The 15,391-nt window shown below is 70.4% G+C and carries 12 protein-coding genes and 1 pseudogene; 12 read left to right on the top strand and 1 reads right to left on the bottom strand.

The annotated features are described in order from the left end of the window. The first annotated feature begins 30 nt into the window (after positions 1-30). The 9 genes and pseudogenes from AC2W7E_RS09740 (at position 31) to AC2W7E_RS09700 (ending at position 11,138) form a co-directional block, all read left to right on the top strand. Positions 31-669, top strand: coding sequence for a class I SAM-dependent methyltransferase (locus AC2W7E_RS09740; RefSeq protein ID WP_485989002.1), 639 nt, complete (start codon positions 31-33; stop codon positions 667-669). A gap of 210 nt (positions 670-879) precedes the next feature. After that, the gene (locus AC2W7E_RS09735; protein ID WP_338566473.1) at positions 880-1,974 is read left to right on the top strand and encodes a LacI family DNA-binding transcriptional regulator; all 1,095 of its coding nucleotides are present in this window, start codon (positions 880-882) and stop codon (positions 1,972-1,974) included. 156 nt (positions 1,975-2,130) lie between these two features. After that, positions 2,131-3,795, top strand: coding sequence for an ABC transporter substrate-binding protein (locus AC2W7E_RS09730; RefSeq protein ID WP_303709437.1), 1,665 nt, complete (start codon positions 2,131-2,133; stop codon positions 3,793-3,795). Beyond that, a complete protein-coding gene (locus tag AC2W7E_RS09725; RefSeq protein WP_025105608.1) occupies positions 3,792-4,772 on the top strand; it encodes an ABC transporter permease in 981 nt (326 codons plus the stop codon). The genes AC2W7E_RS09730 and AC2W7E_RS09725 overlap by 4 nt, the downstream gene beginning before the upstream one ends. Beyond that, positions 4,769-5,701, top strand: a complete 933-nt coding sequence (locus AC2W7E_RS09720; RefSeq protein ID WP_025105609.1) for an ABC transporter permease — start codon at positions 4,769-4,771, stop codon at positions 5,699-5,701. Before AC2W7E_RS09725 ends, AC2W7E_RS09720 begins: the two co-directional genes overlap by 4 nt. Before the next feature lie 5 nt (positions 5,702-5,706). After that, positions 5,707-7,407 carry an ABC transporter ATP-binding protein gene (locus tag AC2W7E_RS09715; protein ID WP_085606103.1) on the top strand — a complete coding sequence of 567 codons (1,701 nt, stop codon included), beginning with the start codon at positions 5,707-5,709 and terminating at the stop codon, positions 7,405-7,407. Positions 7,408-7,446: 39 nt separating this feature from the next. After that, complete coding sequence (locus AC2W7E_RS09710; RefSeq protein ID WP_485989001.1) at positions 7,447-8,616, top strand: glycoside hydrolase family 1 protein; 1,170 nt, start codon at positions 7,447-7,449, stop codon at positions 8,614-8,616. A gap of 49 nt (positions 8,617-8,665) precedes the next feature. Continuing rightward, a complete protein-coding gene (metG, locus tag AC2W7E_RS09705) occupies positions 8,666-10,243 on the top strand; it encodes a methionine--tRNA ligase (protein WP_485989000.1) in 1,578 nt (525 codons plus the stop codon). Positions 10,244-10,260: 17 nt separating this feature from the next. Then, a pseudogene (locus AC2W7E_RS09700) lies at positions 10,261-11,138 on the top strand (TatD family hydrolase). Here the strand turns inward: AC2W7E_RS09700 and AC2W7E_RS09695 are convergent. Continuing rightward, entirely contained in the window at positions 11,117-12,403 is a 1,287-nt protein-coding gene (locus AC2W7E_RS09695; protein ID WP_025105614.1) for an MFS transporter, read from the bottom strand. The pseudogene AC2W7E_RS09700 and the gene AC2W7E_RS09695 sit on opposite strands and share 22 nt — an antisense overlap. A 73-nt stretch (positions 12,404-12,476) precedes the next feature. On the opposite strand from AC2W7E_RS09695, the gene rsmA reads away from it, so the two are divergent. From rsmA to AC2W7E_RS09680, 3 genes are read left to right on the top strand one after another with little or no spacing between them, the layout of a single operon-like run. Continuing rightward, the gene (gene rsmA, locus AC2W7E_RS09690; RefSeq protein ID WP_126893584.1) at positions 12,477-13,346 is read left to right on the top strand and encodes a 16S rRNA (adenine(1518)-N(6)/adenine(1519)-N(6))-dimethyltransferase RsmA; all 870 of its coding nucleotides are present in this window, start codon (positions 12,477-12,479) and stop codon (positions 13,344-13,346) included. Positions 13,347-13,355: 9 nt separating this feature from the next. Then, a complete protein-coding gene (mgrA, locus tag AC2W7E_RS09685) occupies positions 13,356-14,423 on the top strand; it encodes an L-glyceraldehyde 3-phosphate reductase (protein ID WP_085606093.1) in 1,068 nt (355 codons plus the stop codon). Between the two features lie 7 nt (positions 14,424-14,430). Beyond that, positions 14,431-15,363, top strand: coding sequence for a 4-(cytidine 5'-diphospho)-2-C-methyl-D-erythritol kinase (locus AC2W7E_RS09680; RefSeq protein WP_303709444.1), 933 nt, complete (start codon positions 14,431-14,433; stop codon positions 15,361-15,363). Positions 15,364-15,391 lie beyond the last annotated feature (28 nt).

Below are 15,391 nucleotides of genomic sequence, written 5' to 3'. Positions count from 1 at the left end.
GGTCGCAGGGATGCGGGGGGCGGGTGCGACATGAGCGCGGATCTGCGACCTCCCGCGGGACAGGACCCGGTCGCGCGCGCCTACGACGCGAGGGCCGCGGAGTACCGGGAGGTCGCGGGAGACCTGGGGCTGATGGATCCGCGCGACCGCGAGCTCATCCGGCGGTGGCGTGACGAGACCCCGGGGCGGCTGCTCGACGCGGGCTGCGGCCCCGGGCACTGGACGGCCTTCCTGCACGGGGGCGAGGGGCGGGACGTCGAGGGGATCGACCTCTCCTCGGCTTTCATCCACGGGGCGCGGGCGCAGTATCCGCACCTCTCGTTCCATCACGGGTCGTTCCGGACGCTGCCGCAGGCATCGGGCACCGTCGGCGGCGTCCTCGCGTGGTACTCCGTGATCCACACGCCTCCGGCCGAGCTCCCGGACGTGTTCGCGGAGTTCGCCCGGGTGCTCGCCCCCGGCGGGAGCCTGCTCCTCGGGTACTTCGTCGGCGAACCCCGGGTGATCTTCTCTCATGCTGTCGCCCCCTCCTTCTTCTGGACCGCGGAGGCCCTGTCCCCGCTGCTCGCCGCGGCCGGTCTCGAGCTGCAGTGGTCCGAGACCCGCGAGCGCGAACCCGGCGAGATCAGCTCCCGCCCGCACGGAGCCCTCCGCGCCCTCCGCTCCTGACCCGCCCGTCCAGGCACGCCCTCGCAGGTCTGCACCGTGTCGGACATATGCACCGTGTCGCAGAGACTGGCCCCATCCCTGCGACACCGACGCGAATCTGCGCCCGCGCGCGGGAGGGGACGGGGGCACCGGGGGAGACTGTCCTACGCTGACAGGACCAGGACCCGGACCAGAAACCAGAACCAGAACCCGCGAGCGAGAGGAGTCCGCGTGAGCAAGGCCGCGACGGTGTACGACGTCGCCGACCGCGCCGGAGTGTCGATCGCGACCGTGTCGCGGGTGTTGCGCTCGCCGGAGGCCGTCCGTCCGGTGACCCGGGAGCGGGTGCTCGACGCGGTCGCCGCGCTGGGGTACGTCCCCAGTGGGAGCGCGCGGGGTCTCGCGGAGCGCCGGACCGGGGTGCTGGGGCTGTACTTCCCCGGATTCGACGCCGCCGAGGACGCTCCGCCCCTCGACGTGCTGTCCGCCGCCGCCCGCCCGCCGTTCACGGTCGTGTCGGACGAGCAGGACGCGCCGCACTCCTCCATGCTGTTCCTCGACGAGGTCCTCCGCGGCGCCGAGCTGGAGGCGTGGAAGCAGGGGTTCGTGCTCATGGTGGGCGTCGGCCGCGACGATCCCGACCGCTCCACCGTCCGCGACATGGCCGGCCGCGTGGACGGGCTCATGGTGCTCGCCCGCAGCGTGCCGGACGCCGTGCTCGCCCGGCTGGCCCGCCGTATCCCGGTGGTCGTGCTGTCCGGACCGCCACGGGGCGATGCCTACGACCACGTCACGGTGAGCAACGTCGAGGCGATGGGGGAGCTGACCCGTCACGTGCTGTCCCAGGTCGGGGAGGGGGAGATCGCGTTCCTCGCCGGCCCGGCCGACTCGCCCGACGCCGAGCAGCGGTGGGAGGGCGTGTCGACCGCGCTCGCCGCCGCGGGGCGCGACCCGGCAGCGGTACGCATCCTCCGGGGCGACTTCACCCGCGCCTCCGGGCGTCGGGCGGGGGAGCGGCTCGCGCGCGACGGCGTGCCCGCCGCGCTCATCGCCGCCAACGACCAGATGGCCCTCGGGGCCATGGACGTGTTCCGCGGGGCGGGCGTGCGGGTGCCGGACGACGTCCTCGTCACGGGGTTCGACGGCATCGAGGCGGCGACCCTGGTGTCGCCGCCGCTGACCACGATCCGGCAGCCGATGATCGAGCTCGGACGCGCGGCGGTGCAGGTGCTCGCGCGACGGCTGGAGCAGCCGGACGCCCCGCCGCTCACCACGCGTCTGCCCCTCCAGATCCTCCTCCGCGAGAGCTCCACGCGCCCCTCCTGAGCCGACGCGACCGCGCCGCCCCGGAGGGTCTCCTGGCTTGCCACGGGGTTGCCGATTCAAAATGTATGCGCTTACAATCTGGTGTACGGCTTCGGCCGGCAGGACTCCCCACCCCCCGGGGCGCCCTTCATGACAGAGACGACATGAGGTCATCCAGTGGCAGAGACGCACACCTTCCGACGCTGGCGCCGCGCCGCCGTCGTGGGGCTCGCAGCCGCAGCGGTCGCGCTCAGCGGCTGCAGCATCCAGATCAGCTCGCAGCCCGACCCCTCGATCGGCGACGACACGATGCTCATCAACGCCGACAAGGGCAACCCGTTCTTCACGCAGAACTTCAACCCCTACCTCACGAACACCCGGACGGCCTCGCGGTGGATCTACGAGCCGCTCATCCTGGTGAACCCGCTCGACGGCGAGCTCACCCCGTGGCTCGCGTCCGAGTGGACCCAGCCCGACGCCCGCACGATCGTGATGACGGTCCGCGACGGCGTGGAGTGGAGCGACGGCGAGCCCCTCACCCCGGAGGATGTGGCCTTCACGTTCCAGCTCATCAAGGACGAGCCTTCGCTCGACATCAAGGGCGCGTGGCAGCACATCGACCGCATCGAGGTCGACGGCGACGACGTGGTGTTCCACCTCCAGGGCGAGGACGCGCCGTCGCTCTCGATCCTCGGGCAGACCATGATCGTGCCCGAGCACCTGTGGGCCGACGTGGAGGACCCGGCCACCTGGCGCAACGAGGAGCCGGTCGGCACCGGCCCGTTCGTGCTCGGGAACTACAACGACCAGCAGTACTCGATGGACCGCAACCCGGACTACTGGCAGGCGGACAAGATCGAGATCGAGCACATCATCCTGCCGGCCACGAACACCCAGCTCGACACCGTGACCCGCGGCTACGACTGGGCCTACTCCTTCATCTCCGACGTCGAGGGCACCTGGGGAGCGGCGAGTCCCGACAACACCTGGTGGTTCCCGCCGGGTGGCGTCATCTCGCTCGTGCCCAACCTCGAGGTCGCCCCGTTCGACGACGTGAACGTCCGTCGCGGCATCGCGCTCGCGCTCGACCGGGAGGAGATCGCCGAGACCGCCTCCGAGGGCTACATGCAGCCCGCCGGGCAGACCGGCCTCATCCTGCCCAACCAGGAGAAGTACCTCGACCCGGAGATCCCGGACCAGGGCATGCTCGCGCAGGACCGCGACGCCGCGCTCGCGGCGTTCGCCGAGTCCGGGTACACCCTGCAGGGTGACCAGCTCGTCGGCGAGGACGGCGAGCAGCTCGCGTTCTCGCTGACCACCGCCAACGGATACTCCGACTGGACGCGCGCCGCCCAGACCGTGCAGCGCCAGCTCGCGGACGTCGGCGTCAAGGTGTCGCTCAAGCTCCCGCAGCCCGCCGGCTACCAGAGCGCGATCGGCACCGGCGACTTCGAGATGGCGATCGGCGGCATGGGCAACGGCGACGTGTACCAGGCCTACAACAGCCTGCTCTCCAGCGACTTCTACGTGCCGGCCGGCGAGGTCACGACCAACAACTTCGAGCGCTACCGCTCCCCGGAGGCCGACGCCCTGCTGGAGGAGTACCGCGCCACGATCGACCCCGACCGCCAGACTGAGATCGTGCACGAGCTGCAGAGCATCGTGTACGAGCAGGTCCCCGTGATCGGCCTGTACTACGGCGGGATCTGGGGCCTGTTCAACGACGCGAAGTTCACCGGCTGGCCCTCCGCGGACGATCCGTACATGATCCCGCAGAACTACGATTCGGCGCCGCTGGGCATCTTCACCCACCTGAAGCGCACGGACGGGGGAGACCAGTGAAGTACGTCCTCCAGAAGATCGGCCTGTTCCTGCTCACCCTGTGGGCCGCGATCACCCTGAACTTCTTCCTCCCGCGACTCATGCCCGGCTCTCCCGCCGACGCCGCGATCGCGAAGCTCTCCCAGAACGGTCCGGTCTCGGACGCCACGCGCGCCGCGATCGAGGCGCAGCTCGGAGTGCCGACCGGATCGATGTGGGACCAGTACGTGGCCTACCTCGGCCAGGTCGTCCGGCTCGACTTCGGCGTCTCGTACACGTTCTACCCGCAGACCGTGTCGAGCATGGTCTCCACCGCGCTGCCGTACACACTCGGCCTCGTCGGCATCGTCACGATCCTCGCCTTCGTGATCGGCACCCTCATCGGCGTGATGGCCGCCTGGCGGCGCGGCACGTGGCTGGACTCCCTGCCGACGCTGACCGGGTCGTTCCTCAGCACGTTCCCGTACTTCTGGACGGCGCTGCTGCTGCTGTTCTTCCTCGGCTACGTGCTGCACTGGTTCCCGACGACCGGCGCCTACTCGGCGACGACCACCCCGGGCTTCACCTGGGACTTCATCGTCGACCTCGTCCGGCACGCGTTCCTGCCGGCGCTGACGATCCTGCTCACCTCCCTCGGCGGCTGGATCATCGGCATGCGTAACGCGATGATCAACACGCTCGGCGAGGACTACATCACCTTCGGCGAGGCGAACGGCCTCCGCGGCCGCACGATCGCCCTCCGCTACGCGGCCCGCAACGCGATCCTGCCGAACCTCACCGGCTTCGGGCTCACGCTCGGCGGCGTGGTGGGCGGCTCGATCCTCGTCGAGCAGGTGTTCGGTTATCCGGGCATCGGCTACCTGCTGTTCAACGCCGTGATCGGGCAGGACTACCCGCTCATGCAGGCGCTCTTCCTGATGATCACCGTGAGCGTGCTCATCGCCAACTTCCTCGTGGACATCCTCTACGGGGTTCTCGACCCGAGGACTCGCCGATGACGACCCCGAACCCCACCCCCAGCACCGTGACCGTCAAGGTCCCCACCGCCCGCATCGCGGCGCCCAGCCCGTGGCGCGCCTTCGGCCGCATGGTCGGCACCCTGTGGTCCAACGGCAAGGCCCGCATCGGCCTCTGCCTCCTCGCGTTCTTCGTGCTCGTCGCCGTGTTCGCCCCGCTCCTGGCTCCGTACGGCCCGAAGGAGAACGGGTTCCCGCGCAACGCCGACGCCTCGTGGGAGCACTGGCTCGGCACGACCGCGGCCGGGGAGGACGTGCTCAGCCAGCTCATCTACGGTGCCCAGGTCAGCCTCCTCGTGGGCTTCGCGGCCGGGCTCCTCTCCACGATCGTGGCCGTGCTGATCGGTCTGAGCTGGGGCTACATGCGCGGGTTCGCGGGCGAGGTCGTCGGGTTCATCGTGAACCTGTTCCTCGTGATCCCCGGCCTGCCGCTGATGATCGTGATCGCGGCCTACCTGCAGAACGGCGGCATCCTCATGATCATCGCCGTGATCGTCGTGACGGGATGGGCGTGGGGTGCGCGCGTGCTGCGCAGCCAGACCCAGTCCCTCCGCGGCAACGACTTCGTCACCTCGGCGCAGTTCTCCGGCGACAGCAGGGCGCGGATCGTCTTCCGCGAGATCCTGCCGAACATGACGTCGATCATCGCCGGCACCCTCTTCGGAGCGGCGACGGCGGCGATCCTCGCCGAGGCGGGCCTGGAATTCCTCGGCCTCGGCGACTCCAGCATCGTCAGCTGGGGCACGATGCTCTACTGGGCGCAGAACTCGAACTCCCTGCTCACCGGCCAGTGGCTGCTGCTGTTCGCGCCCGGTCTGTGCATCGCGCTGCTCGCCCTCAGCCTCACACTCATCAACTTCGGCGTGGACGGCATCTCCAATCCGCGCCTGCGCGAAGGGAAGGGCCGATGAGCGCCATGGAGCACGACGACATCCTCCTCGACGTCCAGTCGCTGTCCGTGGAGTACGCCTCCCCGGGGCAGGAGCCAGTGCCGGCCGTGCGCGACGTGTCGTTCGCGCTCCGGCGCGGCGAGTTCGTCGGGCTCGTCGGCGAGTCCGGGTCGGGCAAGTCCACGCTCGGCTTCGCGCTCACGCGGCTGCAGAAGCCGCCGGCGCGCATCAGCGGCGGACGCATCCTGTTCGATGGCCGCGACATCCGCGAGCTCGACGCCGAAGAACTGCGGCGTCAGCGGCAGGGCGGCTTCGCGATGGTGCTGCAGTCCGGCATGAACGCGCTGAACCCCGTGCGGACCGTGGGCAACCACTTCCGCGACATCTTCGCCGCGCACGGTCATGTGCCCGCCGAGCAGCGCCAGGCCAGGGCGCGGGAGCTCGTCGGCAAGGTGGGGCTCAAGCCGGAGGTGCTCGACCGATACCCCGGTGAGCTCTCCGGCGGCATGCGGCAGCGCGCCTCGATCGCCCTCGCCCTCTCGCTCGAACCCCAGCTGATGGTGTTCGACGAGCCGACGACGGCGCTCGACGTCCTCGTCCAGCACGCGGTCATGGACACGATCCAGGAGCTGCAGCGGTCCGAGCGCTTCACGGCGATCCTCATCAGCCACGACCTCGGGATCGTCCTCGAGGCGACCGACCGGGTGATGGTCATGCACGAGGGCCGCATCGTGGAGGACGCCCGCAGTCAGGACATCCTGCACCGCCCGCAGGACGAGTACACCCGGATGCTGCTGAGCCACTACGCCGACCCGCGCGCCGAGAAGATCGAGATCCCCGGGTTCGTCGATCTCGGCACCCGTCGCCGGGAGGGACGCAGCCGTACGGACGTCACCGAGACCCTGCCGACCGTGTCTCCGCGGGACGCCCGGCGGGCCGACGCCGCGATCGTCGTGGAGGGCGTGACCAAGCGCTATCCGGCACCGCGCCGCGGGCAGGATCCGGTCGTCGCGGTCGACGACGTGTCCTTCCGGCTGGAGCCGGGGGAGGCGCTGGCGCTGGTCGGTGCCTCCGGCTCGGGCAAGTCGACGATCGCGAAGATGCTCACCGGCGTCGAGAAGCCGACCTCCGGCCGCATCCGCTTCGGCGATGTCGATGTCGCGGCCCTGAAGCGCCGAGGACTCCGCGACCTCCGCAAGGACGTGCAGATGGTGTTCCAGGATCCGTACGCGGCCCTGAACCCGCTGCACACCGTCGAGTACGCCCTGACCCGTCCCGTCGTGAACTACACGAGGCTGCGCGGGGCGGAGGCCAGGGCCCGGGTGCTCGAACTGCTGGAGACGGTGGGCCTGACGCCCGTCGAGCAGTTCGCCGCCAAGCTGCCGCACCAGCTCTCCGGCGGGCAGCGGCAGCGCGTGGTGATCGCCAGGGCGCTCGCGAGCGACCCGCAGGTGCTCATCGCGGACGAGCCGGTGTCGATGCTCGACGTGTCGCTCCGCGCCGGCGTGCTCGCGCTGCTGGAGGACCTCCGCGAACGGTGGGGCATCAGCATGCTCTACATCACCCACGATCTGCTGAGCGCGCGGCTCGTCACCGAGAACATCCTCGTGCTCAACAGCGGCCGCGTCGTCGAGCGGGGCGAGACCTCCCAGGTGCTGCAGCATCCGGAGGACCCGTACACGGTCGAACTGCTCGACGCCGTGCCGAACCCCGCCCGCGCCCGCTGACGCGCCGAACGACTGCAAGAAAGAGAGAGGAGCGCATCCGTGCTCGCATTCCCCGACGGCTTCCTCTGGGGCGCCGCGACCGCCGCCCATCAGGTGGAGGGTAACAACACCACGAGCAACTGGTGGGCGATGGAACACGCCCCCGACTCGCCCATGGTCGAGCCCTCCGGTGACGCCGCCGACCATTTCCACCGCTACCCGGAGGACATGCGGCTGCTCGCCGAGGCCGGGCTGAACTCCTACCGGTTCTCGGTCGAGTGGGCGCGGATCGAGCCGGAGCGCGGGTTCGTCTCGCGGGCGATGCTCGACCACTACCGCCGCATGATCGACACCGCCAGGGAGAACGGGCTGGACCCGACGGTCACCCTCATGCACTTCACGGTGCCGCAGTGGTTCCAGAAGGACGGCTTCTGGCGTGCCGACGACGCGGTGGACCTGTTCTCCCGCTATGTGGAGACCGTGCTGCCGATCCTCGACGGCGTGCGCTACGTGTGCACGATCAACGAGCCGAACATCGCGGCGATGCTGGCCGGAGGCGAGGATGCGGCGAACCTCGTCGCCTACGGCCTGCCGAATCCCGACCTCGGCGTCGCGGACACGCTGCTGACGGCCCACCGGCGCGCGGCCGAGATCCTGCACACGGTTCCCGGGGTGCAGGCGGGCTGGACGATCGCCACCCAGGCCTTCCACTCCACCGGCGAGCCCGGCGCCGACGAGATGCTCGCGACGTACGGCGACCCGCGCGACCACTGGTACCTGGAGCAGTCCGCCGGAGACGACTTCGTGGGCGTGCAGGCCTACACCCGCACGTTCATCGGTCCGGAGGGGCCACTGCCGGTGTCGCCGGACGTGGAGACGACGCTCACGGGCTGGGAGTTCTTCCCCGAGGCCCTCGAGCTGGGCGTGCGGAGCGCGTGGGAGCGCAGCGGCGGCGTCCCCGTGCTCGTCACGGAGAACGGCATCGCCACGGCCGACGACACCCGGCGCATCGCCTACACGCGGGGCGCGCTGGAGGGGCTGCACCGCGCCATCAGCGACGGCGTCGAGGTCCGCGCCTACCAGCACTGGAGCGCGCTGGACAACTACGAGTGGGCGAGTGGATTCCGGCCGACGTTCGGTCTCATCGGCTTCGACCACGAGACCTTCGAGCGGTTCCCGAAGCCCTCGCTGGCCTGGCTCGGCGAGGTCGCCCGCCGCAATGGGCTCTGACCAGCCGCACGGCGTAACCACGGGCATGGGGGCACCTAGAATTGTCCCCATGCCCGCTGGCGACTCCTTCTACATCACCACGCCCATCTACTACCCCTCCGATGTGCCGCACATCGGTCACGGGTACACGACGGTGGCCGTCGACACGCTCGCACGGTGGCACCGCCAGGCGGGCGACGACACCTGGATGCTGACGGGCACCGACGAGCACGGTCAGAAGATGCTGCGGGCCGCGGCCGCCAACGGCGTCACCCCGCAGGAGTGGGTCGACAAGCTCGTCAGCGAGAGCTGGTTCCCGCTGCTGAAGACCCTTGACGTCGCGAACGACGACTTCATCCGCACCACGCAGGAGCGGCACGAGACCAACGTGCAGACGTTCTTCCAGCGGCTCTACGACCGCGGGTACATCTACGCGGGCGAGTACGAGGCGCTCTACTGTGTGGGCTGCGAGGAGTTCAAGCCGGAGTCCGAGATCGTCGACGGCACCGGTCCCTTCGAGGGGCTGAAGGTCTGCGCCATCCACTCCAAGCCGCTCGAGCTGCTGCAGGAGAAGAACTACTTCTTCAAGCTCAGCGAGTTCCAGGACCGCCTGCTCGAGCTCTACAAGACCGAGCCCGACTTCGTGCGGCCCGATTCGGCGCGCAACGAGGTCGTCTCCTTCGTGAGCCAGGGCCTCAAGGACCTGTCGATCTCCCGCTCGACCTTCGACTGGGGCATCCCGCTGCCGTGGGACGAGTCGCACGTCATCTACGTGTGGGTCGACGCGCTGCTCAACTACGCCACGGCCGTCGGCTACGGCTCCGACGAGGAGACCTTCGCGCGCCGCTGGCCCGCGTACCACGTGGTCGGCAAGGACATCCTGCGCTTCCACGCCGTGATCTGGCCGGCGCTGCTGATGGCGGCCGGGCTCGATGTGCCGAAGGGCGTCTTCGCGCACGGCTGGCTGCTCGTGGGCGGCGAGAAGATGTCGAAGTCGAAGCTCACCGGCATCGCGCCGACCGAGATCACCGACGTCTTCGGCTCCGACGCGTACCGCTTCTACTTCCTGTCGGCGATCGCGTTCGGTCAGGACGGCTCGTTCTCCTGGGAGGACCTCTCCGCGCGGTACCAGGCCGAGCTCGCGAACGGCTTCGGCAACCTCGCCTCGCGCACGACCGCGATGATCGAGAAGTACTTCGAGGGCATCGTGCCGCCGGCGGCCGAGTACACCGAGGCCGACCTCGCGATCCAGAGGTTCGTCGCGGACGCCGCGACGAAGGCGGACGCCGCGATCGGCCAGTTCCGCATCGACGAGGCGATCTCTGCGATCTGGACCATCGTCGACGCGCTCAACGGGTACATCACCGAGAACGAGCCGTGGGCGCTCGCCCGCGACGAGGACCAGCGCGAGCGTCTGGGCACCGTGCTCTACACCTGCGCCGAGGGGCTGCGGGCGCTGGCCGTACTGCTGTCGCCGGTGATGCCGCAGTCGACCGAGAAGCTGTGGATCGCGCTCGGCGCCGCGGAGACCCTCGGGCGGCTGCAGGACCAGCCGATCCGCGAGGCGGGGGCCTGGGGCGTGCTGAAGCCGGGCACGAGCGTCAACGGCCTCGCGCCGCTCTTCCCGCGCGTGGAGTCCACGGCCTGACATCCGGGCAGGACACCATGGCGGAGACCTACGTGCGCGAGCGCTCGGGCGACGGGCGCAAGGACCGGACCTATCCGGCGGCCCCGGAGCCCCTCGCGGTGCCCGTGTACGACAACCACGCGCACCTCGAGATCGCCGATGGTGACCAGCCCATGTCTCTCAAGACCCAGCTCGACCGGGCGGAGGCCGTCGGCGTCATCGGCGTCGTGCAGGCGTCCGGAGACATCGAGTCGTCCCGCTGGGCGGTCGAGGCCGCCGCGTCCGACCCCCGGGTCCTCGCCGCGGTCGCCATCCACCCGAACGATGCCCCGACGTACGCGGAGGAGGGGCGCCTCGACGAGGCGCTCGCGGTCATCGACGAGCTCGCCGCCCATCCGCGCACGCGCGCGATCGGCGAGACCGGGCTCGACTTCTTCCGCACCGAACCGGAGCGCCGTGCGCCGCAGTTCGCCTCCTTCGAGGGGCACATCGCGCTCGCGAAGAAGCACGGCATCGCGATGCAGATCCACGACCGGGATGCGCACGAGGCCGTGCTGGAGACGCTGACGCGGGTCGGGCCCCCGAGCGCACCGTCTTCCACTGCTTCTCCGGCGACGAGGCGATGGCCCGGGTGTGCGCCGACGCGGGCTACTACCTGTCGTTCGCCGGGAACGTGACGTTCAAGAACGCGCAGAACCTGCGCGACGCGCTGAAGGTCACCCCGCTCGACCGCCTCCTCGTCGAGACGGACGCTCCGTTCCTCACGCCGGTCCCGCTGCGGGGCCGCCCGAACGCGCCGTACCTCGTGCCGCTCACGGTGCGCTTCCTGGCCGCGGAGCTCGACTTCGATGTGGACGAGCTCTCCGCGCAGCTCGCCGAGAACACGCTGCGGGTCTACGGCTCGTTCGCCGGCTGACCCTCCGGATCGACGTCCTCGGGCCCGGTCTCGGCGACGGGCTTGGCACTGACGATGTGCGAGATGGGCTTCCACACCAGCACCAGGGTGATCGCCGCCCCGCCGAAGGCGAACCACCACGGTGCCGTCAGGCCCCAGGTCTGCGCGATGACGCCGCCGAGGGCCTGACCGACGATCATGCCGCCGAAGACGCCGACCATGTTGACCGAGGCCACGCGCCCCTGGAGGGAAGCGGGGACGAGGCGCTGCCGGACGGTCGTGGAGATCGTGCCCCACACGAAGGCGTACGCCCCGAAGAAGAACATGATGACGAGGGCCACCGTGCCCGTGGTGGTCAGCGCGAACGCGAGATGCATGAGCACCTCGAGCGAGAGGACGATGCGCATCAGGCTCGCGAACGACACGTGCCGTTCCAGCCAGCCGAAGCTCAGAGTCGCGAGGATGCCGCCCGCCGCGGACGCCGTGGTGAGCGCGCCGTAACCCACGGGCCCCATCTGCAGGTGCTCGGTGGCGTAGAGCACGAGCACGCCCCACGGCGCGGCCCAGGTCACGTTGAAGACGAGGATGATGAGCACGAGCATGCGCACCGGCGGATTGCGCCACAGCCAGCGCAGACCCTCCGCGATGTCGGTGTGCACCGGTGGGTGGGTCTCGGTCTCCCGCGGCGGGACGGGCGTGCGGGCCATGCGGGAGATGAGGACGATCGCGAGCGTTACGCACAGCACCTCGACGAGGAACGGCCATGCGCTCCCGGCGGCGAAGAGGAACGCGCCCAGCGGCGGCCCGGCGAACTGGTTGGCGACGAGATACCCGGCCTGCAGGCGCGCGTTCCCGATACCGAGGTCTGCCGGCTTCACGAGCATCGGCAGCAATGTGCTCCCCGCGGTGTCGACGAAGACCTCGGCGGTGCCGTAGAGGAACGCGACGGCGAGGACGATCCCGATGTTCGCGGTTCCCGTCACGAGGAACACGCAGAGGGCCGCGAGCACGACGGCGCGCACGGCGTTGGCGGTCATCACCAGGCGCCGCCGATCGAAGCGGTCGGCGATGGCCCCCGCGTGCAGTCCGAAGAGCAGCCACGGTAGGAACTGCAGGATGGCGCCGGAGGCCACGAGGATCGGCGACGACGTCATCGACGCGATGAGCAGGGGAGCGGCGGCCAGCGCCACACCGTCTCCGATGTTGCTCGTCCACGACGACGCGAGCAGCCAGCGGAAATCCCTGCCCAGGCGCCGCGGAGCGATCAGTTCACCGAGGGAGGGCACCTCCGAAGGATAGCGATGATCACGGACATCACCCAGGAACCGGGCACGGCCCGTCATCCGGGAGAATGGGACCATGACCGTCACCTTGCTCGGGGCCACCGAGATCCGCCGTCTGGCCGCCGAGCTCGATGTCACCCCCACCAAGAAGCTCGGACAGAACTTCGTCGTCGACGCGAACACCGTCCGCAAGATCGTCCAGGCCGCCCGTGTACAGCCGGGGGAGCGGGTGGTCGAGGTCGGACCGGGACTCGGGTCGCTGACCCTCGCGATCCTCGAGGCGGGGGCCGCCGTCACCGCCGTGGAGATCGACCACCGCCTGGCCGCCCGCCTGCCGCAGACCGCCGACGAGCACGGCGTGCCGGAGGGGATGCTCACGGTGGTCGACGCGGACGCCCTCCGCGTGACGGAGCTGCCCGGCGAGCCGACCGTCCTCGTCGCGAATCTGCCGTACAACGTGTCGGTGCCGGTCCTGCTGCACTTCCTGGAGACGTTCCCGTACCTGCAGCGGGGCGTCGTGATGGTGCAGGCGGAGGTGGCCGAGCGGCTCGCCGCGAAGCCGGGGTCGAAGATCTACGGCTCGCCGAGCGTCAAGGCCGCCTGGTACGGCGAGTGGAAGCTCACCGGGAACGTCTCCCGCCAGGTGTTCTGGCCGGTGCCGAACGTCGACAGCCTCCTCGTAGGCTTCGACCGCTCCGAGGGCGAGCGCGGCCCGGTGGAGGAGCGCCGGCGCACCTTCGCCATCGTCGACGCGGCCTTCAACCAGCGGCGCAAGATGCTCCGGCAGGCCCTCTCCGGCCTCTTCGGCAGCTCGGCCGCGGCAACCGAGGTGCTGACCGCCGCCGGCGTCGCGCCGACCGCCCGCGGGGAGGACCTCACGGTCGACGACTACCAGCGGATCGCCCAGCACGCAACGGCGATCGAGGGTTCCGGCGTCAGCGGCTAATCTGGCACGGTGACCGACTCCCCCCGCTTCCGCCCCGACGTCCCCGAACTGCACCGTCCGTACGCCGCCGACGAGGGCCGCTACGGACGGTTCGCCTACCGTCAGGTGGGCGCCTCCGGCCTCTACCTGCCCCCGATCTCGCTGGGCCTCTGGTGGAACTTCGGCGACAACATCCCGCTCGACAACCAGCGGGCGCTCCTGCGTCACGCGTTCGACAACGGGATCACGCACTTCGACCTGGCGAACAACTACGGCCCGCCGTACGGCTCGGCCGAGAAGAACTTCGGCCGCATCTTCGCGGAGGACCTACGTCCGTACCGCGACGAGCTGATCATCTCGTCGAAGGCCGGCTGGGACATGTGGCCCGGACCGTACGGCGACTACGCGAGCCGGAAGTACATCCTCGCCAGCGCCGAGCAGTCGCTCACCCGCATGGGGCTGGACTACGTCGACATCTTCTACTCCCACCGCGTCGATCCGGTCACCCCGATCGCCGAGACCGTCGGCGCGCTCGACACCCTCGTCCGCCAGGGCAAGGCGCTGTACGTCGGCATCTCCTCGTACAGCGCGGAGCGCACGGCCGAGGCCGTCGCCGTGGCGAAGGAGCTGGGGACGCCCCTGGTCATCCACCAGCCCGCGTACTCGATCCTCAACCGCTGGATCGAGGACGGCCTCACGCAGACCCTGGAGGAGTCGGGCCTCGGCGCCATCGCCTTCACCCCGCTCGCCCAGGGGCTGCTCACCGACAAGTACCTCGGCGACGGCACGGCCGAACGCGCACAGCAGCGCGGTTCGCTGCCGAACGGCAAGCTGTCCGAGGACGCGGTCCAGACCCTCCGGGCGCTGAACGAGGTCGCGCAAGGCCGGGGGCAGTCGCTCGCGCAGCTCGCGCTGCAGTGGACGCTGCGCACCCCGGTCGTCGCCTCGGCGCTCATCGGCGCCTCCCGGACGGAGCAGCTCGACGAGAACCTCGCCGCCCTCGACGGTCCCGCGTTCACCGACGAGGAGCTCCGCCGCATCGACGAGCTCGCCGGCGCCATCGACGTGAACCTGTGGGCGACCTCGTCGGACCTGTGACCTGCTCATGAGCCTCGCCGCGTCCTCCGGGTCCGTGCACGTGCGCGCGCCGGGGAAGATCAACGTCTACCTCGGTGTCGGCGGGCGCCATGACGACGGCTATCACGCCCTCGCGACGGTCTTCCAGGCGGTCTCGCTGTACGAGGACGTGATCGCCAGGGACGCCGACGACTTCTCGATCACGGTGACCGGGGTGGAGGACGACGGCTCGGTTCCGCTCGACGACCGGAACCTTGCGATGCGGGCCGCCAAGCTGCTGGCGACGGCGACGGATCACCCCGGAGGGGTCGCGCTGCAGATCCGGAAGAGCGTCCCGGTCGCCGGCGGTATGGGCGGAGGGTCCGCGGACGCCGCGGCCGCCCTGGTCGCCTGCGACGCCCTGTGGGGCACGGGACTCTCGGCTGCGCGGCTGCACGACCTCGCCGCGCGACTCGGTGCGGATGTCCCCTTCGCGCTGCACGGCGGCACCGCCGTGGGCACCGGCCGCGGCGATCAGCTGAACCCGGCGCTCGCCCGCGGGCGCTTCGACTGGCTGCTGGTGACCAGCGACGAGGGGCTGTCCACGCCCGCCGTGTACACCCGGCTCGACGAGCTGCGCGAGGAGGAGGGGGCGCTCGCCGACGATCCGCCGCTCTCGCTCGACGTGCCGATCCCGGTGCTGCAGGCGCTGCGCACCGGAGACGCCTGGCAGCTCGCCGACGCGCTCCACAACGACCTCCAGGCGGCCGCGCTCGACCTGCGACCGGATCTGGCGCAGACCATCGAACGCGGGGTCGCGGCCGGTGCGCTGCACGGTCTCGTGTCCGGTTCCGGGCCCACCGTGGCCCTCCTCTGCGCGGATCCCGAGTCCGCGCAGGCGGTGCAGACGACCCTCCGCGAGGACGGGCTCGATCCGCTGCACGTGCACGGCGCCGTCCCCGGAGCCCGCATCATCGGCTGAGCCTGCCCGATTCCCTCGCGTCCGAGCG

This window comes from Microbacterium sp. CFSPD4_SD4 (assembly GCF_057364585.1).
Note: the sequence above shows the minus strand (reverse complement) of the source record. Positions and strands in the feature narration are given on the sequence as shown.

Excerpts from the sequence above, each read along its gene's own strand:
- AC2W7E_RS09740 (WP_485989002.1), top strand. The coding sequence starts at position 31 with ATGAGCGCGGATCTGCGACCTCCCGCGGGACAGGACCCGGTCGCGCGC.
- AC2W7E_RS09720 (WP_025105609.1), top strand. The coding sequence starts at position 4,769 with ATGACGACCCCGAACCCCACCCCCAGCACCGTGACCGTCAAGGTCCCC.
- AC2W7E_RS09715 (WP_085606103.1), top strand. The coding sequence starts at position 5,707 with ATGGAGCACGACGACATCCTCCTCGACGTCCAGTCGCTGTCCGTGGAG.
- metG (WP_485989000.1), top strand. The coding sequence starts at position 8,666 with ATGCCCGCTGGCGACTCCTTCTACATCACCACGCCCATCTACTACCCC.
- rsmA (WP_126893584.1), top strand. The coding sequence starts at position 12,477 with ATGACCGTCACCTTGCTCGGGGCCACCGAGATCCGCCGTCTGGCCGCC.
- AC2W7E_RS09680 (WP_303709444.1), top strand. The coding sequence starts at position 14,431 with ATGAGCCTCGCCGCGTCCTCCGGGTCCGTGCACGTGCGCGCGCCGGGG.